The sequence below is a fragment of the Hafnia sp. genome (genome assembly GCF_036648275.1).
Taxonomy (GTDB): Bacteria; Pseudomonadota; Gammaproteobacteria; order Enterobacterales; family Enterobacteriaceae; genus Hafnia; species Hafnia alvei.
Genome location: NZ_JAVXIQ010000002.1, coordinates 140,018 through 164,727, shown reverse-complemented (window position 1 = coordinate 164,727; position 24,710 = coordinate 140,018). Strand labels below are relative to the sequence as shown.

At 47.9% G+C, this 24,710-nt stretch carries 19 protein-coding genes; 8 read left to right on the top strand and 11 right to left on the bottom strand.

Translation table 11 applies throughout. The annotated features are described in order from the left end of the window. Window positions 1–7: 7 nt before the first annotated feature. Window positions 8–364, bottom strand: coding sequence for an arsenate reductase (glutaredoxin) (gene arsC, locus RSC70_RS03300; RefSeq protein WP_040045464.1), 357 nt, complete (start codon window positions 362–364; stop codon window positions 8–10). A gap of 9 nt (window positions 365–373) precedes the next feature. Continuing rightward, window positions 374–1,858: a beta-barrel assembly-enhancing protease gene (locus tag RSC70_RS03295; RefSeq protein WP_234618649.1), complete on the bottom strand. Its 1,485-nt coding sequence runs from the start codon at window positions 1,856–1,858 to the stop codon at window positions 374–376. A 296-nt stretch (window positions 1,859–2,154) separates the two neighbouring features. Between RSC70_RS03295 and RSC70_RS03290 the strand changes: the two genes are divergently transcribed. Continuing rightward, the gene (locus tag RSC70_RS03290) at window positions 2,155–3,219 is read left to right on the top strand and encodes an AI-2E family transporter (RefSeq protein WP_025797454.1); all 1,065 of its coding nucleotides are present in this window, start codon (window positions 2,155–2,157) and stop codon (window positions 3,217–3,219) included. Window positions 3,220–3,294: 75 nt separating this feature from the next. Here the strand turns inward: RSC70_RS03290 and bcp are convergent, their stop codons facing one another. Continuing rightward, a complete protein-coding gene (gene bcp, locus RSC70_RS03285; RefSeq protein WP_040045465.1) occupies window positions 3,295–3,765 on the bottom strand; it encodes a thioredoxin-dependent thiol peroxidase in 471 nt (156 codons plus the stop codon). After that, a complete protein-coding gene (locus RSC70_RS03280; RefSeq protein ID WP_071892193.1) occupies window positions 3,765–4,343 on the bottom strand; it encodes a glycine cleavage system transcriptional repressor in 579 nt (192 codons plus the stop codon). The genes bcp and RSC70_RS03280 overlap by 1 nt, the downstream gene beginning before the upstream one ends. 137 nt (window positions 4,344–4,480) lie before the next feature. Between RSC70_RS03280 and dapA the strand changes: the two genes are divergently transcribed. From dapA to ypfH, 7 genes are all read left to right on the top strand, one after another. Further along, window positions 4,481–5,362: a 4-hydroxy-tetrahydrodipicolinate synthase gene (gene dapA, locus RSC70_RS03275; protein ID WP_025797458.1), complete on the top strand. Its 882-nt coding sequence runs from the start codon at window positions 4,481–4,483 to the stop codon at window positions 5,360–5,362. Between the two features lie 16 nt (window positions 5,363–5,378). Then, complete coding sequence (gene bamC / locus RSC70_RS03270; protein ID WP_332541661.1) at window positions 5,379–6,431, top strand: outer membrane protein assembly factor BamC; 1,053 nt, start codon at window positions 5,379–5,381, stop codon at window positions 6,429–6,431. A 165-nt stretch (window positions 6,432–6,596) separates the two neighbouring features. Further along, on the top strand, window positions 6,597–7,310 hold the full coding sequence (purC, locus tag RSC70_RS03265; protein WP_332541660.1) for a phosphoribosylaminoimidazolesuccinocarboxamide synthase: 714 nt from the start codon (window positions 6,597–6,599) through the stop codon (window positions 7,308–7,310). A gap of 194 nt (window positions 7,311–7,504) precedes the next feature. Beyond that, window positions 7,505–8,383: a KPN_02809 family neutral zinc metallopeptidase gene (gene ypfJ, locus RSC70_RS03260; protein ID WP_043494736.1), complete on the top strand. Its 879-nt coding sequence runs from the start codon at window positions 7,505–7,507 to the stop codon at window positions 8,381–8,383. 121 nt (window positions 8,384–8,504) lie between these two features. Then, complete coding sequence (locus RSC70_RS03255; RefSeq protein WP_332541659.1) at window positions 8,505–10,484, top strand: tRNA(Met) cytidine acetyltransferase TmcA; 1,980 nt, start codon at window positions 8,505–8,507, stop codon at window positions 10,482–10,484. 349 nt (window positions 10,485–10,833) lie between these two features. Then, complete coding sequence (locus RSC70_RS03250) at window positions 10,834–13,614, top strand: autotransporter outer membrane beta-barrel domain-containing protein (protein ID WP_332541657.1); 2,781 nt, start codon at window positions 10,834–10,836, stop codon at window positions 13,612–13,614. Between the two features lie 326 nt (window positions 13,615–13,940). Beyond that, a complete protein-coding gene (gene ypfH, locus RSC70_RS03245) occupies window positions 13,941–14,627 on the top strand; it encodes an esterase (RefSeq protein WP_234620065.1) in 687 nt (228 codons plus the stop codon). Window positions 14,628–14,693: 66 nt separating this feature from the next. On the opposite strand, the gene RSC70_RS03240 is transcribed toward ypfH, so the two are convergent. The 7 genes from RSC70_RS03240 to RSC70_RS03210 form a co-directional block, all read right to left on the bottom strand. Next, window positions 14,694–14,879 carry a YpfN family protein gene (locus tag RSC70_RS03240; protein WP_025797467.1) on the bottom strand — a complete coding sequence of 62 codons (186 nt, stop codon included), beginning with the start codon at window positions 14,877–14,879 and terminating at the stop codon, window positions 14,694–14,696. Beyond that, window positions 14,867–15,556 (bottom strand): M15 family metallopeptidase, encoded by a 690-nt coding sequence (locus RSC70_RS03235; protein ID WP_282813973.1) that lies wholly within the window; start codon window positions 15,554–15,556, stop codon window positions 14,867–14,869. The genes RSC70_RS03240 and RSC70_RS03235 overlap by 13 nt, the downstream gene beginning before the upstream one ends. Continuing rightward, entirely contained in the window at window positions 15,553–16,683 is a 1,131-nt protein-coding gene (gene dapE / locus RSC70_RS03230) for a succinyl-diaminopimelate desuccinylase (RefSeq protein ID WP_234620067.1), read from the bottom strand. The genes RSC70_RS03235 and dapE overlap by 4 nt, the downstream gene beginning before the upstream one ends. Next, a complete protein-coding gene (locus RSC70_RS03225) occupies window positions 16,680–17,066 on the bottom strand; it encodes an ArsC family reductase (RefSeq protein WP_332541655.1) in 387 nt (128 codons plus the stop codon). Before RSC70_RS03225 ends, dapE begins: the two co-directional genes overlap by 4 nt. 538 nt (window positions 17,067–17,604) lie before the next feature. Next, window positions 17,605–20,751: a multidrug efflux RND transporter permease AcrD gene (acrD, locus tag RSC70_RS03220; RefSeq protein ID WP_332541654.1), complete on the bottom strand. Its 3,147-nt coding sequence runs from the start codon at window positions 20,749–20,751 to the stop codon at window positions 17,605–17,607. 238 nt (window positions 20,752–20,989) lie between these two features. Continuing rightward, window positions 20,990–22,159: a fimbrial protein gene (locus tag RSC70_RS03215; protein WP_332541652.1), complete on the bottom strand. Its 1,170-nt coding sequence runs from the start codon at window positions 22,157–22,159 to the stop codon at window positions 20,990–20,992. Further along, on the bottom strand, window positions 22,149–24,665 hold the full coding sequence (locus RSC70_RS03210) for a fimbria/pilus outer membrane usher protein (protein ID WP_332541650.1): 2,517 nt from the start codon (window positions 24,663–24,665) through the stop codon (window positions 22,149–22,151). The genes RSC70_RS03215 and RSC70_RS03210 overlap by 11 nt, the downstream gene beginning before the upstream one ends. Window positions 24,666–24,710: the final 45 nt, after the last annotated feature.

Below are 24,710 nucleotides of genomic sequence, written 5' to 3'. Positions count from 1 at the left end.
CCTCGCGTTAAAGAATCTCTAATACCTGCTCAGGAGGGCGACCTATACGGGCTTTTTTGCCTTTAACGACGATTGGGCGCTCGATCAATTTCGGGTTGTTGATCATGGCGTCGATAAGCTGATCTTCAGTTAACGATTCATCGGCAAGGTTAAGTTCTTTATACAGATCTTCTTTATGGCGCATCAGTTGGCGAGCGGAAGTGAACCCGAGTTCTTTCAGCAGCGTTTTCAGCGTTGCAGCATCGGGAGGCGTCTCCAGATAATGCACGATAGTGGGCTCAATACCTTGTTCTTTAATCAGCGCGAGTGTTTCACGGCTCTTAGAGCAGCGAGGATTGTGATAAATCGTGACGTGTTGTGGCATAGGTTTTCCTTAGCGGCCTCCGCGTTGATATTGCTTGAAGCTTTGTTGTAGTTGGCGTAGTTGATCGATACGTGCGTCGTAGCGTGCCTGTTTTAGGCTGCCCACCGGCATCAGGGCACTGGCGTTGCTGAGCAAGCCAATCGCTTGATCTAATTGTCCTACCAGCGCCAAGCTTTCTGCGCGGGCGGAAAGCTCTTCATCACGAATCCCCTGCGCGGCGCTAGCCTGAGCGAGAATATCCCAACCGTTAGGATCGTTTGGATGATCAAAGGTGTAGCGATAAAGAATTCGTGACGCTTTGGCTGGCTGATTACCTTCAACGTACGCATTCGCCAAGTTAATTTGTAACACGGGTTCATTACGGTTTTTAGCTAGCGCTGATTCCAAGCGAGCAATAGCCGATGGCGCTTTCTTCTGCTCTAAATCGATATCGGTCATCAGGTCGATAAACCAGATATTGTCTGGCTGGCTATCGAGCAACGGTTGTAGCATCTTGCGCGCATCATCATATTTATTGGCTTGGCTGAATAAGATAGCTCGGCCATAGCGAGCGGCGGTTTGTTCGCGAACGTTACCGCTTTCCATCGCCTTAAGAACATCTTCAGTCAGGAACGTATTGCCATCCTGACCGCCGCTGTACATGCCTAGCGCACGTACTTTCGCTAATAAGTAGTCCTGGGACGATTGAACAGGATGCGGTGGCATCTGGTTTGCACGGTTGCGCGTATCGGAGAGGCGGCTGTCTGGCAGGGGGTGAGTCAGCAAAATTTCAGGTGGCTTTGATGAATAGCGCGATTGATCGGACAGCTTTTGCAGAAAACTTGGCATGGCCTGCGGATCGAAGCCGGAACGTTGTAAAACCTGAAGACCGATGCGGTCAGCTTCTTGCTCATTTTGCTGAGTAAAGCTGATCATATTTTGTTGGCTACCGGCTAAGGTGCCGCTCAAAGCAGCCATACCCGCCTGTGGGCTGGCCATTGCGAGTAAGATTGAGCCCAGAGCACCCACCCAGGTCAATGGCGCTGTACGCTGTTGTTCTTCCATCGCACGGGCTAAATGGCGCTGGGTAACGTGGGAGATTTCATGCGCCATAACCGAAGCCAGCTGGCTTTCGTTATCGGTATAGCGGAATAGCGCGGAGTGCAAAACCACGTTGCCGCCGAAGAAGGCGAAGGCGTTGATTTCGTCATTGCGCACTAAATAGAAGTGAAACGGCGTACGTACCGAGTGGGCATGGGATACCAAACGCATTCCCAGTCCGTTGATATATTCCATCAATAGGGGATCGTTGATAAGCGGCGTACTGGCACGGAGCTGGCGCACGTAAAAATCACCCATTGCCAGCTCTTGGTTGATGCTGAGCGTGTTCCCTGCGGTAGTACCAATGTCAGGCAGTTGGTCATCGTTTGGATCTGCTTGGCTAGGCATGGAGCCAGTCAGCAATAAACCAGCAACTATCGTCGCGATAACCGATGTTTTAAACCGAGAAGTCATAAGAGACAGTTCCATTCAGTTTCATCTGTACCCATGTGGGGAGTTTTGCTTGGCAGAAACACGAATCATTAGGATATAACGCATTGGTTTAGTATCCACAATGGCATTTTTGACAGCAAAGGCTTGTAAGAGTTCTTCTTAACTACGCCACTCTCTATTACACTCATTCTGCCATCATAGTAGGATCGACTCCACGCCGCCATGACAGCAAAATCATCATTTTACGTTATTGGCTTTTTGCCAGCTCTTTTCAAGGATAAGAACTGTACGCTTGTGCAGCTTAAGGAGTGACCCGCATGCTTGATATGTTAATGCAGTGGTATCGACGACGCTTTACCGATCCACAGGCAATAGCATTACTGACTATCCTGCTCGTCGGCTTTTGTATCATTTATTTTTTCAATGGGATCTTAGCCCCGTTGCTGGTGGCGATTGTTCTCGCCTATCTGTTGGAATGGCCAACGCATAAACTTCAGCTGATTGGTTTTTCGCGCGTATGGGCCGTGGTTGCCGTGCTGATTGTCTTTGGCGGCATTACGTTGCTGTCTGTTTTCGTCATTGCACCCGCGGTTTGGCAGCAGGGATTCAACCTGCTGGCTGATATGCCGAAAATGGTGACGCGTTTTTATGAATTTGCAGCAACGCTGCCAAGGCGTTATCCGGCGCTGATGGATGCGGGCATTATTGATATGGTGGTAGAGAATACCCGCGCCAAGTTGGCGGTGATGGGAGAGTCGGTGGTGAAATTATCACTGGCATCGCTGGTGGGACTGCTTACGCTGGCGATTTATCTTATTCTCGTGCCGCTGATGGTATTTTTCCTGCTGAAAGACAAAGAGCAAATGCTGAATGCTGTTCGGCGGGTGCTGCCGCGCGATCGCGGATTGGCCGGACAGGTTTGGATCGAGATGAATCAGCAAATCACGAACTATATTCGCGGCAAAGTGCTCGAAATGGTGGTGGTGGGCGTGGCGACTTATCTGGTCTTTCTGGTTGTGGATTTGCACTATGCCTTGCTGTTGGCCGTGCTGGTCGGGTTCTCGGTACTGATTCCGTATATTGGTGCGGTGCTGGTGACGATCCCCGTGGTCATTGTTGCGCTGTTCCAATGGGGACTCGGCGCTGATTTCTGGACATTGTTTGTCGCTTATCTGGTCGTTCAAGGGCTTGACGGTAATCTACTCGTTCCGCTGTTGTTCTCGGAAGCGGTGAATCTACATCCGCTGGTGATCATTCTTTCGGTGATTATCTTTGGTGGGCTATGGGGATTCTGGGGCGTTTTCTTTGCGATTCCATTAGCGACGTTGGTAAAAGCAGTGATCCACGCTTGGCCTGACGAGTTTATTTCTGAAGCGGATTAATCGTTAGCGTTCCTGAAAAAAACAACGCCCTGCATGCAGGGCGTTGGCATTTTAAAGCTTTAAAGCAAAGGTTTATTAACCGTTGTTTTTGACGTAGTCCAAAACTATATCGTGGTGGTTGCTGGTTTTGAAATCGTCGAATACGTGCTGAACTTTGCCTTCTTCGTCAATCAGGAAGCTGATGCGATGGATGCCGTCGTAGGTTTTACCCATGAAGGATTTCTCACCCCACACGCCAAACTCTTCGCACACTTTGTGATCTTCATCAGATAGCAAAGTGAAATTAAGCACTTCTTTTTCTACAAAGCGGGAAAGTTTTTCGGGTTTGTCGGTGCTAATACCCAGCACTTCTACACCCAGTTTTTTCAATTCATCCATATTGTCGCGTAGTCCACAGGCTTGAACGGTACAGCCTGGAGTCATAGCTTTTGGATAGAAATAGACTAAAACTTTCTGACCTTGGAAGTCGGTCAAGCTGATTTGCTCACCATCTTGATCTAACAAGGTAAATTTAGGAGCGATGCTACCGGCTTTCAATGGGCTCATTACTGCTCTCCGTCTTTATCTTCATGCAGGGAATAGTTCACGACGTTTATACTGCCTTGCGCGCTGAGTTCTGTACAGAGCTTCTCAAAAGCTTGCTCAATACTTTCTGCATCCTGACTGGCAGGGCTGTGTGCGGTGATCTGAATATACAATTTTGGTGCCGTAGAGTCTTGGCTCAGTTGGGTTTTAGAAACCAGTTCGGCAATATTCATGTGGTGTGAATCAAACAGGTCGGTGAAGCGCTCGATGATGTGCGGGGAGTCTTTGACTTCAACCTGCACCCATACGGTGGCTGGCATGGTTGGGCGTTCATGCCACGTTGTGCGTTTCATCACGATCAGCAAATCCATCTCAACGCCCTTAAGCGGTAAAGTGGATTCAATGAGGGTAATTGCATTCCAGCTACCGGATAGCAGCATGATAAAAGTGAACTCTTCGCCCAACATTGCCAAACGGCTGTCTTCAATATTGCATCCGCAGCTGCTTACATGGCGGGTGATGTTATTGACGATACCGGGGCGATCTACGCCTAAGGCTGTAATGACTAAATAGTGTTGATTGGGCTGTGGCAAGAGCATTCTTCCTGACTTTGTGGTGGTGTCCCAAGGTAAACACAAAAAAAACGCCTCGACAAGCAGTTAGCACATAGATGTTTACTTGCTTTGCGATCGCTTTCAAAAGTACCATGAGGAACCTGTTTGTGGAGGGACTGTCAATGTTCACGGGAAGTATTGTTGCGCTGGTTACGCCGATGGATGACAAAGGTCAGGTCGATCGCGCTAGCTTGAAGAAATTGATTGATTATCATGTGGCCAGCGGGACGTCTGCGATTGTATCCGTAGGAACCACCGGCGAATCTGCCACGCTAAATCACGACGAGCACGTCGATGTGGTGCTACAGACGCTGGATCTTGCTGATGGCAGAATCCCTGTGATTGCTGGCGCTGGAGCAAATGCTACCACGGAAGCGATTGCTTTGACCGAGCGCTTCAATAATACGGGCGTCGTTGGTTGTCTGACGGTCACGCCGTATTACAATAAGCCAATGCAGGAAGGTTTGTTCCAGCACTTTAAAGCTATCGCTGAACATACTGATTTACCACAGATTTTGTATAACGTACCTTCGCGTACGGGATGCGATATGCTGCCAGAAACGATTGCTCGTTTGGCAGAGATTAAAAATATTGTTGCTGTAAAAGAAGCGACCGGGAACTTAAGTCGTGTTAGTCAGATCCAAGAACTGGTCAACGACGATAGCTTTATTTTGCTAAGCGGCGATGACGCAACGGCTCTGGACTTTATGCAACTGGGTGGTCAGGGCGTTATTTCTGTCACAGCAAACGTTGCTGCGCGTGAAATGGCTGAACTCTGTAAGCTTGCTGCCGAAGGCGATTTCGCTAAAGCGCGTAAGCTGAATCAGCGTTTAATGGCGCTGCATCAACAGTTATTTGTAGAAGCAAACCCGATACCGGTGAAATGGGCCTGTAAGGTATTGGGACTCATAGCAACCGACACGATGCGTTTACCAATGACGCCAATTAGCGATAAGGCTCGTCCTGTCGTAGAACAAGCGCTTAAACATGTCGGCTTGCTGTAACTCTTAGGGAGATTGAATGGCTTACTTAGTACAAAAGTCGGCGGTAGCGACTGTCGTTGGCATTTCTTTGGTGATGATGCTGTCTGCATGTTCGACCGATCAGCGCTATAAGCGTCAGGTGAGCGGCGATGAGGCTTATCTTGATGCTTCTACGCTGTCCGAATTGAAAACGCCCGCAGGGATGATTCTGCCGGTGCAAAACGGTGCTTATGATGTGCGCTTAAATGCGGCTCAGGGTAACGTAGGCAAAGCGTTGGATATTCGACCACCGGCGCAGCCATTGGCTCTGCTGAACGGTTCTCGTGGCCAGTTTGTTAATGGTGCAGCGATTGTGTTGGTTGAGAGCACGCCGGGTGCAAGCAGCCTGTGGTCTCAGGTTGCGCAGGCAGTACAGGGATTAAATTATCCTATTGCTAGCCGCAACGATGCAGGACAAACGCTGACGACCGATTGGATTAACTTCCAGCGTGGCGACGAAGACGTGCAGTATCAAGGCCGTTATCAGGTATCTGTGCAGCCACAGGGCTACCAAACGGCGGTTGTGGTTAAATCCTTAGGCTTGAAGCAGGGCGACACAGCGATCACTGAGGATTCACAGACTCAGCGTTACGCGGTTTCTGTGCTGAACGATATTGTCAGCGGTTTGGATAAATATCAAACCGATCAGGCTAACGCACGTGCCAACCGTCAGGTGGGTGATATTGACGTACAGAGCGGCGCTGATGATACGGGCTTACCGGTGTTGATCGCGCGTGCGCCTTACACTGCGGTTTGGGATCGTTTACCGGCAACGCTTGAACATATCGGCATGAAAGTGACCGATCGTAGCCGTCCGCAGGGGACAATCTCCGTGACCTATAAATCGATCAGCAGCAGTAGCTGGGATGATTTGGGGGCGAAAGCCCCTGAGCTGAAAGAAGGTGATTATAAGATTCAGGTCGGTGATTTAGATAACCGTACCAGTCTGCAATTCCTTGACAGCAAAGGGGCTCCACTGAGCCAGTCGCAGAACGATGCGTTGGTGAGCGTGTTCCAAGCGGCGTTTGCGAAAGTAAAAGCTAGCCAGTAATCGCACGAACCATAGAAATGTAAAAAGGGGCTTCGGCCTCTTTTTTTATTTCATTTTTTTAATGCGCAATCGTTTGGCTGGCGTATAATGCCCCTAAATTGATGCGCTTTGACCCAAAGCTGCTGATTTCATTTTTTATGTTCTTAAACCTATGGAGTAAGCAAAATGCAAAAGCTCGCTGAGTTGTATCGCGGCAAAGCAAAAACCGTGTACACCACTGAAAACCCGGATTTGCTGATTCTTGAGTTCCGAAATGATACATCAGCACTGGATGGCCAGCGCATTGAGCAGTTTGATCGTAAAGGCATGGTTAACAATAAATTTAACCATTTCATCATGAGCAAACTGGAAGATGCGGGGATCCCGACTCAGATGGAGCGCTTACTCTCTGATACTGAAGTGTTGGTAAAAAAACTGGAGATGGTTCCGGTTGAATGCGTGATCCGAAACCGTGCCGCAGGTTCATTGGTGAAACGTTTGGGAATTGAAGAGGGGACGCCTCTCAATCCACCACTGTTTGATCTGTTCCTGAAAAACGACGCTATGCACGATCCGATGGTGAATGAATCATACTGCCGTACTTTTGGCTGGGTAAGCGAAGAAAACTTAGCCACCATGAAAGCACTGAGCTACAAAGTTAACGATGTGCTGAGCAAGATTTTTGGTGATGCAGGACTGATTCTGGTCGATTTCAAACTCGAATTCGGCTTGTTTAAAGGCCAAGTCGTTCTTGGCGATGAGTTCTCACCAGACGGTAGCCGCCTGTGGGATAAAGAAACGCTGAACAAGATGGATAAAGACCGCTATCGTCAGAGTCTGGGTGGCCTGATCGAAGCTTATGAAGAAGTTGCACATCGTATCGGCGTGAAACTCGATTAAGTTTCCGCTAAAAAATTGCGTAAAACAGCAGAGGCGAAAGCCTCTGTTGTCATTTTTATTACCCGCCAATGAATTGAAATACCAGATATCTCTATCTGCAATGATGTATTTCATTATCTGATTCCTCCTTTTTATGGTATTCGCGCCAGCAATTTCCTACCATTAAGGCATCATGTAATTTCTGAGGTTTAACTATGCGCTGGCAAGGGCGTCGTGAAAGCGACAACGTTGAAGATCGACGTGGAGATTCCACGGGTTCATCCGGTGGTTTAGGTGGCGGTGGTTTTCGTGTACCGCGTGGTAAAGGTGGACTGATTCTGCTGGTGGTTGTACTGGTCGCGGGATATTACGGTGTGGACTTAACGCCGCTGCTTAACGGCGAAGCGCCCGTTGGTCAAACCCAAACGCAAAGCCAACAGGTCAATTCGCCAGAAGATAACCAGATGGCTAAGTTTACTTCCGTTATTTTGGCTTCAACGGAAGACACCTGGAGCCAGCTGTTCCAGAAAATGGGGAAACAGTATCAAGATCCTAAACTGGTGCTCTATCGTGGTGCTACGCGCACGGGGTGTGGCACGGGGCAGTCGGTAATGGGACCTTTTTATTGTCCGGCAGATAAAACCGTGTATATCGATCTCTCTTTCTACCAAGAGATGAAAGATAAGCTGGGTGCTGACGGCGATTTCGCTCAGGGTTATGTGGTTGCACACGAGGTTGGGCACCATGTACAAAACCTGCTGGGCATTGAGCCGAAAATTCGGCAGATGCAGCAAGGAGCAAGCAAGGCTGAACAAAATCGACTCTCGGTGAAAATGGAACTTCAGGCTGACTGCTTCGCTGGCGTGTGGGGACATTTCATGCAGAATCAGCAGGTGCTGGAGCAGGGCGATTTGGAAGAAGCGCTGAATGCCGCACAGGCTATTGGCGATGACCGTTTGCAACAGCAGAGCCAAGGGCGAGTGATCCCAGACAGTTTTACCCACGGCACATCTGAACAGCGTTATACATGGTTTAAACGCGGTTTTGACAGCGGTAATCCGAATAGTTGTAATACTTTCGCATCAGCCAACTGATCGCGGTATTGATACCCTGCACATTTATATGTGTGGGGTATGAAATCAACGTGATAGCACCGCTGTACGCTAATAATTCGAGTATAATCATCCGCTAACTTTGCTGACAACGCAGACTCTTATGCCGCTTTCTTCATCTATTTCCTCAATGCAGCGAGCGGGTATTCGCCGTTTACTCATCGTTAGCGGTGATGCTGATTGGCATCAGCAGGTTATGGCAGAGATTTTGCCGACGTTGTGTTCACCGCTTCTGTGGGTTGGTGAAAGCGCGCCGCAAGAGGTTAGGTCTATTGCTCCCCATCTTGCCAAAGGATTATTGGGGCAAGAACTTGGGCATGTGGTTTTTAATGCAGCTGCAGGATTTCACGCTGAAGCGCTAGCCGCGGTGGCTGGCGCTATCAGTGCAGGGCATTGGCTTATTGTCTTAGTTCCTGACTGGGAGCAATGGGGTAGCCAACCAGATCTCGATAGTCTGCGTTGGAGTGAACAGCCTGAACCTATTGCCACTCCTCATTTCGTTCATCATTTTCAAAGGGTTACGCTTGAACAACTGGAAATTGCTATTTGGAAGCAAAATGGCGAGCAAAAAATCCCTCCGCTGAAACCGCGCTCTGAGTGGCTACGCCCAAACGGATTGCCCACGGCCGAGCAGACAGGTATTTTGCAAGCTCTGTTGAACGATAAGCAGCCTATTAACGTGGTGATTGGTGAACGTGGTAGAGGAAAATCAACGCTGGCGGGTATGCTGGCAGAACGTGTAAAGGGCAAATGCTGGGTAACAGGGCCAAGCAAAATGGCAACGCAAATGTTGTCACAACAGGGCGAAGGCGTTGATTTCTATGCGCCAGACGCGCTGCTAGAACAATGCCGACAACAAGCGCCTGAAGATGTTGATTGGTTGCTGATTGATGAAGCCGCCGTGATTCCTGCCCCCATGCTGCGTGAGCTAATCGCGTTTTTCCCCCAGGTGTTATTGACCACAACCGTACAAGGGTACGAAGGTACCGGACGTGGTTTTTTACTTAAATTCTGTGCTTCTCTGCCCTCTTGCCGAACCTTTTTCTTAGAACAGCCTATGCGTTGGGCAATCAGCGATCCCGTTGAGTCTTGGCTAAAGTCTTTGCTGTTATTTGAAGAGCCGCAAGAGCCACAAGTAAAGGCTATTGAATTTAAATCGAAAAGGCTGAGTCAGTCCGAATGGCTGACTTGCCCAAATAAAATGTGTGATTTTTATACGCTCCTCACGAGTGCACACTACAAAACAACGCCGCTAGATTTACGTCGTTTAATGGATGGCGTAGGCAATCATTTGTATGGCAGTTTTGCTGGCGATGTTATTGCAGCTGCGTTGTGGATGGTTGATGAGGGTGGATTAGATGAGCCACTGGCTAAAGCTGTTTGGGCTGGTGAACGTCGGCCTAAAGGAAGTTTAGTTGCTCAATCTCTTGCCGCCCACGGTGGTCAATGGCAGGCGGCGGTATTACGTTCTCGTCGAATAAGTCGAATTGCGGTATTTCCAGCATGGCGGCGCCAAGGCGTCGCGAAATCGTTGGTGGTTTCTGCTATTCAACAAGCTCGAGAAGAAGGGCTAGACTTTGTTTCTGTTAGTTTTGGGTATACGCCAGAGCTTTACCATTTCTGGCATCAATGTGGCTTTGAGCTCGTGCGTTTTGGTACCCACCTTGAGGCAAGTAGCGGTTGCTATACGGCGATGGCGATGTTGCCCTTCAATGCACATTCGCGGTCACTTTTGGATAAATTACGCCTACGTTTACGGCGTGATGGATACTTTATCCAACAAAAACTCAAACTTCAGCTGCCGGTAAAGGTGGTAAAAGATCTGTCCCTTAACCACGATGATTGGGATGAACTTCACGGTTTTGCATATTCCTCTCGCCCGCTTGATGTTTCTATTTATGCGCTAATTAGATGTGCTGATAAATTTCCTGATAATGCAGGGAATTTCATTCTTAATGATTTTATAACTGAAAAAATGAGCATTGATTTGTTATGTAAAAAATACAAAATCTCAGGTAAAAAGGCTCTGGTAGCTGTATTGAGGAATCTTGTATCTTATTTTATAAAGCATTCCAAAAAATAGCGTTGATGTTTGTTTTTTTATCATTTAAGTGTCATATGTAGTTTATTGAATTTCTATTATATTTCTTTGTTTTCAGTGATTTTGTTTTATTTAATTTATGATTAATAAAATTGATATTATTACTTGGTACTCTGAAAGTTTTTTGTTTTTATTCATCTTAATTTCTCTTCTATTTAAAATGCTTTTTTAGTTGAATTAAATTTACTCCTTAATTATTATTTAATTCCGCTGAATCTTGGCGAACGCACTTTCAAACAGCAGTTTATATTTTAAAAGTATCAACAATTCATAACTATATTCATCTCTGATGGGTTATGAATTAACGTTGCCTATAATGAGGGAATAACAGATGTCTTCTTGGAAGAAAAAGACGGCTTTATCGCGTCTGGCATTGGCTTGCTCTATGGCTATCGCGGCGCAAGCTGCAGTAGCTGCTACAAATGATATTTCAGGTACTACATACGAAACATACGGCCATGATCTTGGTTACGGCAATCATGTTCGTGCCACCACGGGTAGTTCTGTTGATGGGTATGTAGATTTTGATGGTTATGTTGGCTGGAATAATACAACTGACGGATATTACGGTGGTGATATCTATCCAGTAATCAATAAATCTGTCGTTAATGGTGTTATCTCAACCTATTATCTTGCTTACGATTTAACCAGTCCGGATGACACTTTAAATATTACTAACAGCACTATTCACGGTATGGTTACATCATCTTGTATAACTGATGAATGTGCTGGCGATGGTTTCGAACATAAACTAGGTACATTACAGTTAACCGTTGATAATTCTACAATCGATGATACCTACGAGCATTATGATTATGACGTGACTAACAATGATGTTCGCGATCATGATACTTATAATACCTACGGATTGGGTAATGCAATTACTCTGGATCAGGAAGCAAATATTGTTATCCAGAATAACTCACACATCGCAGGTATTACCTTAACGCAGAACTACTATTGGCCAGATGATGTAACCAATAACCCAGAGATTTTCACAGATACTTTAACTGTTAAAGATTCTGTAGTGACTTCAGGTGCATACTCTGAGTTGGGAAATACAGGCTTTTATGGTCAATCTAACAAACCAAGTGACTATGCCGGAACAAGCGATGCTGGCTATGACGATGCCGCATTGATTGTTGCAGCAAGTCGCATTGATAACGCTATGCAAACTACTGCAACGTTTGATCATTCAACGTTGACTGGCGATGTTCTGTTCTATAGCGTATTTGATAAGAATTTTGATCCAGTTGGCCATGATTCTAATGGCGATGGAATTAAAGACACCAATGGCTGGGATGACCAAGATTCGTTAAACCTGACATTAACCAACGGTAGCAAGTGGGTTGGTGCGGCGATGTCTAGCGTTGAACGCACTAATACTTTGTATGATTACAGCCCTAATAGCCTGTGGCCAACGGATGAGTTCAATGCCGATGGCGATCTCACTTCAGCATCTGTTTATCAGAGCGGTCTGTTCAATATTACTCTAGATAACAGTTCTGAGTGGGATACCCGTAAGTCTTCTAACATTGACACTTTGACCGTCAATAACGGTTCCCAAATTAATGTTGTGAATTCGAGCTTGTTGGCTGACAGCATTACACTGAATAACGGTTCTTCAATGCAGATCGGCGATAGCAACAGCGCAGGGACTACTATCCCTGATGTATATGGCTATAACGACGGTGTTGCTACTGACTCTCTGAACATCAACAGCGGCAGCCAGGTTAAACTGACTGAAGAAACTGCGGCTCTGTATGCTAATACCATTACTGTCACCAACGGTGGTGAGCTGAACCTAGGTTTAGGCCAGACCGATACTCATAGCCTGATATTAAGCGATGGCGGTATCCTGAATGTAGGTAGCCGTGAATACGTCTTGAATTCAGATATGGGTAATGCGCGTTACGTCACCAATGACGTAAATGCGACGGGTTATGACCACGGTGTTGTGGCTATTAACTCTGACGGTCACTTAGCCGTTAACGGCGACGTGAGCGGCAACTACAACGTGCGTATTGATAACGCAACCGGTAAAGGCTCTATTGCTGATTACAAAGATAAAGAAGTTATCCGCGTATACGACAATAATACTGACACGCATGCAACCTTCACTGCGGGCAACAAAGCTGATTTGGGTGCGTACACCTATGAAGCACAGCAACGTGGCGATACTGTCGTTCTGAACCAGCGTGAATTGACTGATGCGGCTAACATGGCGCTGAGCATTCCTTCTGCTAATGCCAATATCTGGCATATGGAGCAGGATACTCTGGAACGTCGCCAGACTCAGACTCGTGATAGCGTGGGTGATGCTGGTGGTGCATGGGTCAGCTACTTCGGTGGTCATGTCAACGCTGACGGCGGCGCTGTTAACTACGATCAGGATATCAACGGCGTTATGATTGGTGTTGATAAAGTTATCGACGGCAACTACGCAAACTGGCTGATTGGTATGTCTGCAGGCTTCGCAAAAGGCGATGTTAGCGACCATAGCGGTAGCGTAGATCAGGATAGCCAATCTGCTCGTATCTACTCTTCAGCTAAGTTTGATAACAATATCTTCTTGGATTCATCATTGAGCTACGCGCATTACAGCAACGATTTGGATGCTGATATGAGCAACGGCGACCATACTTCAGGTTCAACCAGCAACGACGGCTGGGGCTTCGGTCTGAAACTGGGTTATGACATCGCACTTGATACCCAAGGTAAACTGAGCCCGTATGCTAGCGTTTCAGGCCTGTTCATGGATAGCGATAGCTATCGTACCAGCAACGGTATGGCTGTTAACGATCAAAGCTACGACAGCATGCGCTATGAAGCGGGTATCAATGCTGACTACCGCTTTGACTATGCGAACGAGCAATCTCTGACTCCGTACTTCAATCTGGCCTACGTTTATGATGATGCTGGTAGCAATGACGGCAAAATCAACGGCGACAAGATTGATAACGGTCAAGGTGGCTCTGCAGTACGCGTCGGTGCAGGTGGACAGTTTAACTTTACTAAGAACTTCAGCACTTACGCTGGTTACAGCTACTTGGGCGGCAGCGATGTTGACCAACCATGGGCTCTTAACGCTGGCGTGAAATACAGCTGGTAACCTATTCATACTATGAGATAGCTGTATGCAGAGGTTATTGCTAGCGTCCAAGTGATAACTTTTGTGCTGAAAGGATTTCGGGCAGTTATCTGGTATGAACTCCCTCTGTAGCTTAGGCTACAGAGGGAACTCCAATGAATGAAATGGCCTCTTTAGTGAGGCCATTTTTTTGCATTATTATCTGGTCGTTGAATCAGACGATTGCGCAAAAAAATAGAACAACATCATCAGGGAAACCCGATTTTCCTGTGAATTCTTCGGCGTATAGTACTCTTCAACAGATGATGTCGGTGAATGACATCTTTTTATCCAGCGAGGAGTATCTAATGAAACACGAACATCATGTTGTCCAAAGCCCTGCAACACCGGCAGAGCAGCTGATTTTGCTGTTTCATGGCGTTGGTGATAACCCTGTCTCAATGGGAAGTATTGGCGAGTATTTTGCCCAAGCATTTCCACATTCATTGGTTGTCAGCATAGGCTCTCCTCACTTGATCTCTGGTGGGCAAGGGTTACAGTGGTTTTCCGTAAGTGGTGTGACGGAAGAGAATCGCATTGAGCGCGTTAATGAAGCGATGCCACAGTTTATTGAGATCGTGCGATATTGGCAGCGCGTTGCTGATGTGAATCCGGCTGCAACTGCGTTAGTTGGCTTCTCGCAAGGCGCTATCATGGCTTTAGAAGCCGTGAAAGCGGTACCCAATTTAGCTGGAAGGGTCGTGTCGTTTAGCGGTCGCTTTGCAGCATTACCGGAAAAAAGTTTGGGCGATACCGTAGTGCATATGATCCATGGTAGCGAAGATCGAGTGATTGCCATTGAGAATGCGCAACGTGCGGCAGAAAAAATGCGTGAACAGGGCTCCGATTTTACTTTGGATATCGAGCCGATTGGCCATGCGATTGATCAGAATATGATGGATTTAGCGCTTGAGCGTTTACGTGCATATATTCCCCAGCGCTACTGGGATGAAGCTATAAGCGGGAAACGTGGCGATCTGATTGCGTTTAAATAATTATTTAGTCGATAACCAAAGGGCAACTTACGTTGCCCTTTGGTATATGGGGAGAAGAGCAGCGGCTTATTGTTTTTTTGGCCAGTCGTCGTCCTTGTCCCATTCTGCGTTATTATCGCGATGCGGAGGCAATTCAGGTTTATTGCTCAAAAAACTTTTGTGGTCAACTTTGAGCAAAGCTTTCATCCCATTCCAGACCATCCCAATCAAAACTAGTAGAATTATCCACCAGTAGTCGGCTAACCATTGCATGGCTGCCCCCTGTCTTTTACGGTAATAAAACGAGAAAAAACGTCGGACAGATGAGGGATTAGCCAATCTGAACCGGCAATATGCTGCCCTTGCCAGGCATTTTTAAGTACGTCTTCAGTTAGTTGATGTTCTGCTAACCTTGATAGTGGCCGATAACTGAGATGCCACGGCTCTACTGCAACGCCTTGTTCTTCATCACTAAATGGACGATAGAAACCAAACTGCTCCATATTAGCTGTTAGCCATTGACTCAAGGCAGAGAAATATCCACCCTCAAGATATTCCCATGGCTCTAGCTGAAGTTTTTTACCCTCAGGTAGGAGGTCAGGATCGTAGATATCAAGATCGGTTCCCCAATGGTGTCGGCTAGCTCCGGGCAGCGCAGACCAGCGTAAAATGGCGCAGCACAGCTCTCCGTTGGTTAGCGTACTGATGTCTATCGGCTGGCTATTTTCATCTAGAACGGCGCGCTCACCTTCAAACTTGGCATTCCAAATAGCCTGCTGGCGAGCGAAATCTCTAAACGTACTTGCGGGCTGTAAATTAAATCCCGCATTTTTTGCCGCACGTTGTAATGCCTGAAAAGCCTCAATGGCCTCAGGCTGTAAACGATGATGACCGCAGAGCACGGCAAGATGCTCTGTGCTTTGTCCGGTCAGCATTGCCATCGTCATCATACGATGAGTTGCTCCATGATTCTTTGGTACATACGGCTGAGTAATTGTAGGTCAGCGGCATGAACACATTCATCAATTTTATGAATAGTGGCATTGACTGGCCCCAGTTCAACCACCTGAGTGCCCATCTGCGCGATAAAGCGTCCATCAGAAGTGCCGCCGGTAGTCAGCAACTGAGGCGTTATTTCCCCATAATGCTCAATGGCGTTGACGACGGCATCGACCAGATGACCTCGCGGGGTCAAGAAAGGTAACCCTGATACATTCCATTCTAATTTATAATTTAACTGATGGCGATCTAGCAGGTCTTTTACACGAGCCTTAATTGATTCTACCGTCGATTCGGTGCTGAAACGGAAATTAAACTGTACATAAAGTTCACCGGGGATCACGTTGTTGCTTCCCGTTCCTGCCGCCATATTGGCAATTTGCATGCTGGTCGGCGGGAAAAATTCGTTGCCCTCATCCCAGATTTCATTCACGAGTTCGTGAAGCATCGGTGCGGCTTTATGAATCGGGTTATCAGCTAGGTGCGGGTAGGCGACATGGCCTTGAATACCTTGGATGTAGAGGTTCGCGGTCATTGACCCACGACGGCCATTTTTGACAACGTCCCCAACTCTTTCGGTGCTGGATGGCTCGCCCACTAAGCAATATTCTACTTTTTCTTTTCTCGCTGTCAGTTGCTCAACCACTTTAACCGTGCCGTTTACCGCACTAGCTTCTTCATCTGAAGTGATCAAAAAGGCGAGGCGACCTTGATGATCAGGGTTTGCTTCGACAAAACGCTCAGCTGCAACTACCATCGCCGCCAATGAACCTTTCATGTCAGCGGCACCTCGGCCATAGATCATGCCGTCGCGTAAGGTCGGTTCATAGGGCGGGTTCGTCCATTTAGATTCATCGCCGCTTGGAACCACGTCGGTATGACCTGCGAAGGCCAGCGTGGGCCCTTTTCCGCCGCGATAGGCCCAGAAATTTCGTGTATCACCAAAGGTCATGTCTTCAATGGTAAAGCCAACCGCTTTGAGGCGGTCAATTAACAGATCTTGGCAGCCCGCATCTTCAGGGCTAACGGAACGGCATTTTATTAGTTGCTGAGTGAGCTCAAGAACAGGGCAGGTCATCGTATTTTCTCCTCAGCTAAAAATTGTGTGTATTGATCAGGATTGAATCCCAGCAGCATGCGCTGATTATGGGCGAGCAGTGGCCGCTTGATGATTGCGGGCTGCGCCAGCATCAATTCAGCAGCTGAATCAGGATTATTGATACTTTGGCGCACAGACTCATCGAGTTTACGCCAGGTTGTACCACGCGTATTAAGCAGTGACTCCCAACCCAACTGATCGATAAAGGTGCATAGCAGTTCAGCATCTAGGCCGTCGGCACGGTAATCATGGAATTGATAGGCAATCTGCTGTTCTTCTAGCCACTTTTTAGCTTTTTTGATCGTATCGCAGTTTTTAATACCGTAAAGGTAAAGAGACGTATTTTCTGAGTGTGCTGTCATACGGCAGAGTCCCTGTGTTTTAGCTCACGATCTGGCAAATTATTTTATGACTATGCAGATCGGGATGGGCTGATGTTGTTAAATTATTTAACACATAATGCGGGAAAAAGAGCTCTTGATCCAGAGTGTTAGCCCTAAGAGTGCTCCGACTATGTCAATTTGATCGGCGTACTTACCTTAATTGCGGCTGCTAAGCGTCAAATCGATAGAAATATCGAATAGGTCAATTATTCACCGCTGGTCTCTAAAAGGTTATCATGTGCGGGTACTAAATTATGTAGGCCACAAAAGACGTAAATATGATTGATACAGAACTGAGCAACTGGAAAGCGTTTATTGACGCCATGTTGCAAAACAAGCACCAGTAATTCTGAAACTGGTCGGGCAGTAAGCTAGTTATCGGTAGTGAGTTTGAGGCAGTCGGCAATGAAGAGATCGTTTTAAGCCCATATCATTAATAACTTTGTGATAAGCCAAACACCAAGGGTCATATCCCATAAAAAAGGCAGCCAAGCGGCTGCCTTTTGCTCATTAATGACTATTCATTCGGCGGGACGATTTCTTCAGGTTCAATCGCTGACGCAGTTTTTCCTGGGAAACGGCGACGAACCAAAATGAAGAACACTGGTACGAAGAAGATAGCAAGGAAGGTCGCGGTGAACATCCCTCCTAATACACCAGTACCGACGGCATGTTGGCTGCCTGAACCTGCGCCGTGGCTGATTGCCATTGGCAATACGCCAAAGATAAATGCTAATGAGGTCATCAAAATTGGGCGTAGTCGTAGCCGACAGGCTTCCAGTGTAGCTTCTAATAAATCTTTACCAGAGCGATGAAGCTCGTTGGCGAATTCAACAATTAAGATCGCGTTTTTTGCTGAAAGTCCAATGATGGTAAGTAAACCGACTTGGAAGTAAACATCGTTCTCCAGACCACGTATCCACGTCGCGCATACCGCGCCTAATACGCCCAAAGGTACCACCAGCATAACGGAGAAGGGAATTGACCAACTTTCGTATAATGCAGCCAGACACAGGAATACCACCAGCAATGAAATGGCGTAAAGCGCTGGCGCTTGCGCACCGGAGAGGCGTTCCTGATAAGACATCCCCGTCCATTCCAAACCGATACCATTCGGCAATTGGCTGACAAGGCGTTCCATAATATCCATCGCCGTACCGGTACTCACACCCGTAGCCGCTTCCCCAACGATTTCCAGCGCTGCGATACCGTTATAGCGTTCGAGTCGTGGTGAACCTGATGTCCATGTGCTGTTCGCGAAAGCGGAGAACGGCACCATTGCACCACTGCTGTTATTCACGTACCAACGGTAAATATCATCTGGCAGCATACGATAAGGCGCCGCCCCCTGAACATACACTTTTTTAACGCGGCCTCGGTCGAGGAAGTCGTTGACGTAGGTCGAACCCCACGCCGTTTTTAGGGTGCTGTTGATATCGTCAATATCAACGCCAAGCGCCTGTGCTTTACGTTGGTCAATGTTTACCTGTAGCTGTGGGCTGTCATCCAAGCCGTTGTGGCGAACTCGCGTCAAGAGCGGTTCTTTAGCTGCGGCAGCTAGCAGCGTATCACGCGCTTTCATCAGTTCAGCATGGCCGAGGCCCGCATGGTCTTCCAGTTCCATATCAAAACCGGCAGAGTTGCCTAAACCGGAGATCGCTGGCGGGCTGCTGGCAAACACTCTCGCTTCTTTAATTTTACCAAATGCCGTTGTTGCGCGATCAATAATGGCAAACGACGTGTCATCAGGCCCGGTGCGCTCGTCCCAATGCTTTAAACGGACAAACATACGTGCCACGTTCTGACCATTACCCCCAGGCCCAGAGCCAATAATTGAGAAGACGGAAACAACGTTTTTCTTTTCATCCTGCAACAGATAGTTCTCAACTTTCTCGACCACTTTGAGCGTCTGCTGCTGGGTTGAACCCACAGGCAACTGGATCTGGGTCATGAAGACCCCTCGGTCTTCGAGCGGTAAGAATGACGTTGGCAAGCGGGTGAATGCGAGTGCTAGACCAACAATAATCAGTAGATACAGCAGCATGGTTTTACCGCTGTTACGAATGACGCGAGCAACACCATTTTCATATTGGCGAGTACTGCGATCAAATACGCGGTTAAACCAGCCAAAGAAGCCTCGCTTCGTATGAACCTCGCCCTTTTTAATTGGTTTAAGCAGGGTAGAGCACAGCGCTGGGGTAAGGATCAACGCGACTAGAACAGAGAAAACCATCGCGGAAACAATGGTGATTGAGAATTGGCGGTAAATGGCGCCGGTGGTGCCACCGAAAAAGGCCATGGGTACAAACACCGCAGACAGCACCAGTGCAATACCGACCAGCGCACTCTGGATCTGCGCCATGGATTTTCGCGTGGCTTCTCTCGGTGAGAGTCCTTCCTCGGCCATGACGCGTTCTACGTTTTCGACAACGACTATCGCATCATCGACCAGTAGTCCGATGGCTAGCACCATGGCAAACATCGTGAGCGTATTGATGCTGTAGCCAAAGGCGTAAAGCACCGCATACGTGCCCAGCAAAACGACCGGAACGGCGATGGTTGGGATCAGCGTAGCGCGGAAATTTTGCAAGAACAGATACATAACCAAGAACACGAGGAAAATCGCTTCAAACAGCGTTTTTACAACGTCCTTGATCGATGCTTGTACAAACGGCGTGGTTTCGTATGCATATTCAACCTTCAGACCGTGTGGGAAATACTGTTCAAGCTCGCCGAGCTTAGCTTTAACCAGCTTATCGGTAGCTAATTCGTTGGCGCCAGACGCGAGTTTAATACTCATCCCTGAGGCTGGCATTCCGTTGTAACGGCTCAAATAGTCATAGTTTTCCGCCCCGAGTTCTACGGTAGCAACGTCACCTAAGGTAACGTAAGAACCATCTGCATTGACTCTGAGCGTGATATCTCGGAACTGTTCCGGCGTTTGCAACTGGGCTTGAGCATTCATGGTGGCGTTCAGCGCCTGACCATTCACCGACGGTGTTCCGCCGACTTGCCCAACGGCGATTTGGTTGTTTTGGGTTTCAATCGCATTCACCACATTTTGGCTGGTGAGGTTGTAGCTATTAAGCTTGTTCGGATCGAGCCAGATACGCATTGCGTACTGTGAGCCGAAGGCATCGACGCTGCCGACGCCGTCGATACGGCTAATTGGATCCTGCAGGTTGCTGGCAACATAATCGGCAATGTCCTGTCGCGTCATGCTGTGGTCTGTTGACACAAACGCAACGGTCATCAGGCTGTTATCACCCGATTTGGAAACCGTGATGCCTTGTTGTTGCACGTCTTGTGGCAGTTTACGCGTGGCGCCTTGCAGCTGATTTTGCACCTGCTGCATGGCTTCGTTAGGATTTATACCCGCCTGAAATGTCAGCGTGATTGTGGCACTGCCGGTGCTGCTGCTTTGTGAGGACATATAAAGCAAACCGTCCAATCCCGTCATATTCTGTTCAATGATCTGGGTGACGGTATTCTCAAGCGTTTGCGCTGATGCGCCAGGATAAGATGCGCTGATACGCACCGTCGGTGGCGCTAGATTGGGGTACTGCTCAACGGGCAGTGAGTTAATTGCTAGCAACCCGGTCAGGCTGATAATAATGGCGATAACCCAAGCAAAAATTGGGCGATCGATAAAGAAATTAGCCACGGGTGAATACCCTCATAACGCTTACTCTTATGCTTGAAAGTGGAAGTCTAGACGTAAACCGATCCATGCTAACGCACTTTATCCTGTTGGCGGGTTCAAAACGTGGAGAAAAAAAGGAGAAATGGTAAATATTTTTTCGCATAGCATGAATTTACTGCAGTTGCCCTCTCTGACTGTATGTTTGCGTAAAATTGAAACAAAAATATAGTGTCGCCCTGCCGAAACAGGACGACGAATTTTAGCGCAGTTCCATCTTGACCGTCACGTTACCTTCAAATTTTCCAGGTTGTGGACGATTTGTAGTGGTACTGACCGGCGCGGCTTTCATGCTGATCTTGCCATTTCCCTGAGTGTCCAGCGTGACAGGTAAATCAAGCGAACCATCTAATACAACATCATTACTATTTTGATCATACATGCGTACGCCGACATCATTGCGATTAAGCATGCGGGCAATTAGGTTATTGCTGTCTGGCACAACACCTTGATCGGCGCTAAGGCTAAATTTGATTTTCCCTGAGTTTGCGGCGGCAGGATCGTCGCAGTGGTAGGCAATATCAACGTTTTTTAGCGTGTAGCTCGCCGGAGGCTGGCTTTGGGAAACGAATTGGGAAGTCACAATATTGCCTAATTCTATCTCAATCGTGCTGCCTGCATTAATCGTACAGGTCAGTGGTGCGGTGATTTTACCGGCTATTCGAATATTGGAGACCTGTTTAGTATCACTCAGAGAGCAATAGTTACCCATGGCGAGACACGAGTAGTTTTGGGCAACAATAGTGGATGGAATGATCTCCTCGCCTAAAATCGCTTTTTTTACGTAAATGCTTAGGGCGATGACATTCCATTTAAAACCTCTCTTCGTTGCGCTACCACCGCTAGGCCGTGTTGCGTCACTGCAAACGTCGTCAGTGCCTTCCGTCGGCTTTATCAAGGAATCGTTGACTTTTGCCATGCTCGAGAATGGCGTTGGATAAGTACTGATGCTAATTGGCTGTAGGCCGCTACCGTCGGGTGAGTTTATTGAGTCGGTATAGCCGGTGATATCTACATCGAGATGATCGGTTAAATAGCCATAGCCAGTTCGTCCAGGGGGAAGTGGGCTACCAGCCGCCGTAGTTTCATAAATGGTAGTGTTAGAGTATAGGTTCCTTGGGCACGCGCAGTTGGCGGTTATTGACGGTCCATCACCGATAATATGATCATTAATAACAATTGTGCTTCCATTCCTGTTCTGCGCAGACGGTATTTCGGTATTAATGTTAATGGCGTAATCAGCGATCGTGGAGAAACATCCTTGCAATACGGTGGTTGCTGCCTGAGCACACAGGGGGAAAAGTGTTAATAGTACAAGCACGCTCTTCATACGCACGCGGTGCATGCAGCTAGTTGGGGTTTTATTCTGCATGATTTGCCTCCGGCTTGCAGAGTGCACTGGTCTGGCGAATACCGTTAGGTGCCGAGTCAGAAGAGGGGGAGAGCGTGACACTGGCGTGGCAGCGTTGTTGTGCTGAACTGCCCCATGTCACCGTTAATGGCACGTTTTCACTCACGCCAGAGAGATACAACACGCCACGGTCATCCACGATACCGCTGAGCGTTAATCCGTCGACGCTGGCCACTGCACCAAAGGGAATAATGCGGCCATCAGGTCGCGTTAATGCGATCAGCGCGCGATAACCCACATGTGCTGTAAATTGCGTGCTGACCGCAGCACTACGGCTGGGAACAACCGTCATGGTTGTTTCATCTGTATCGACATCGTCTGGCAGACTGGTGGTGTCGATATAGATAATGTTTTCTTGGTAAGGCGTTAGAGAAGGGATGATGGCATTGCCAAAGTAGTCGGTTTGTACACCGCGCTGGTTAGTAAAACGCACGCCGGAAGCACCTTTCGCGCTGACAATCGCAAACTGATCGCCAAGCGGTTGAGAGAGCGTAACACCTGCTGGATGAGCCACAACGGCTCCGCTCACGCCGTAGGTTAGCTGCCGAGAGTTATCTGACCCGTAGTAATAACCTGCATTCAAATTAGCGTATTGAGATCGGTAGCTGCCATAAATACTACTATTGTCAGTACCATCATGATTGGTATGGCTCTGCTGTAATGAGTAGCTCAGCCGGTCGTCGTCAAGCAAGGTGCCGTTAAGCCCAACGCTATGGCTGGTGTCGCCCTGTTTGCTGGTGCTGAGATTATAGCTGGCCCAACTTTTAGGCAGCCAGCGTGATAACGGGACGCTAAAGCTTAGCGACAGCATCTGATCGGCTGAGTCATTGCTGGTTTTGCTGTAGGTGTACGCAAGGTTAACGCTGACGTCGCCTATTGTCCGGTTGATGCCTGACGAAATGCTGCGTTCCTTATGATTGGTCCGCCAATAATCTTGTTGATACGCAGAAATGTATATACTGCTATCTAGCAAGGTCTGATTAATATTTAACTGAACTCGACTGCGTTTGTTGTAACGGTACGACCAGTCGATGTTGTCATCGCTGTCATCATATTTTTCATTTGCATCGGCAAAGTTATAGTAACCACTTGTGGAATAGCGATAGCTCGCCAGCGAAAAGTTAGTGTCCGTGGTCTCTATCTTCTTGGTATACATCAAGCGCCAAGACTGCCCATCGTGCTGTTCGTCATTATCCAAACGTGCACGTGCCCACGTTACATCGGTTGACACTGAGCCCAAGTCGCCCAGAACGACGCCAATACCGCCGTCAAAAGCCTGATAGTCTGATGAAAGGGTGGAACCACCGAAAAGAGTGAAATAATTATTAAGGCCATAAATGACGCTGCCTTGGGCAAATAACGGTTCATTAGATGCCTGATTATCGTCAGCGCGATAGCGGGCGAGCGTCATTTCGTAGCGAATATTGCCAGGACGTTGCATCACAGCCACGCTGGAGTAGGGCTGAGTGAAACGATGCTCGGTTCCATCGGCTTCTTTGATGGTAACTTCAAGGTCTGCGCTGTTGGTGGTCGAGTACAAATCCTTAATTTCAAAGGCACCCGGTGCCACATTGGCTTGATAAATAACGTAGCCGTTTTGCCGTATCGAAACTTCAGCATTAGAACTGGCTATACCACGAATGATTGGCGCAAAGCCGCGCTGGTTATAGGGGAGCATTTGGTCGTCAGAAGCGATGTTGATTCCACGAAACTGCAGGCTATCAAAAACATCACCTCGAGTGCTGTTCTCACCCGCAATAAATTGCGCTTCTAGTTGATGGATGTCGTGCTGGATCCAAGTATTAATCGTCTGCCAAGACTGTGAATCATCGGATTGTCGCCATGTTGAATAATTGCGTAAACGCCATCCTCCCAGATTAGCGCCGCTGCGTAGGTTAAGGTATTGGCTATTGTTGCTGCCGTTGTTGCTGTCGCTTCCCCCATTTTCACGCTGAGAGCCAGAGAATGAGTAATCAGCAAACAGTACGGGTACACCGTCATTCCAGCGCGAGGGGTCGATATTTTCATTATGATGCTCATCAATGGCCGCCTGCGGCATGCTGATGCGCAATGTCATGGCATTAAAATCGAACGCCGCTGAGGCAAAAGGAATGTAGTCGCCAATAGATTTGTGCAGAGGTTCGTTTTCTGTGAGCTTGGCCAGTTCAGGATAGGCATCTACGCGGACGCCCCATTTCCGTAGCTGCTGCGGTGTTAGCTGTGGCAGTAGTGCACCGCTTTTGCTGCTAATATAGGTGATTGATCCCTCATCGACATTCTGTTTATTAATATTTATTTTCGTCTGATAGGTGCCGGGCAACTGCCCATTCTCTTTTGAAAATAACGATAAATCGATATCCTGCCGTGACAATCCATCCCCCTCAAGGGAGGAGGGCGCAAAGTAAAATTCTTGTGCGTTGACGTTACCCATGGCAACCATAAGCAAACCGCTTAAGGTTCTTAACATTGGATGGGATCGCCGAATAGAGCGGGAGAAGTTTAGGCGCAATCC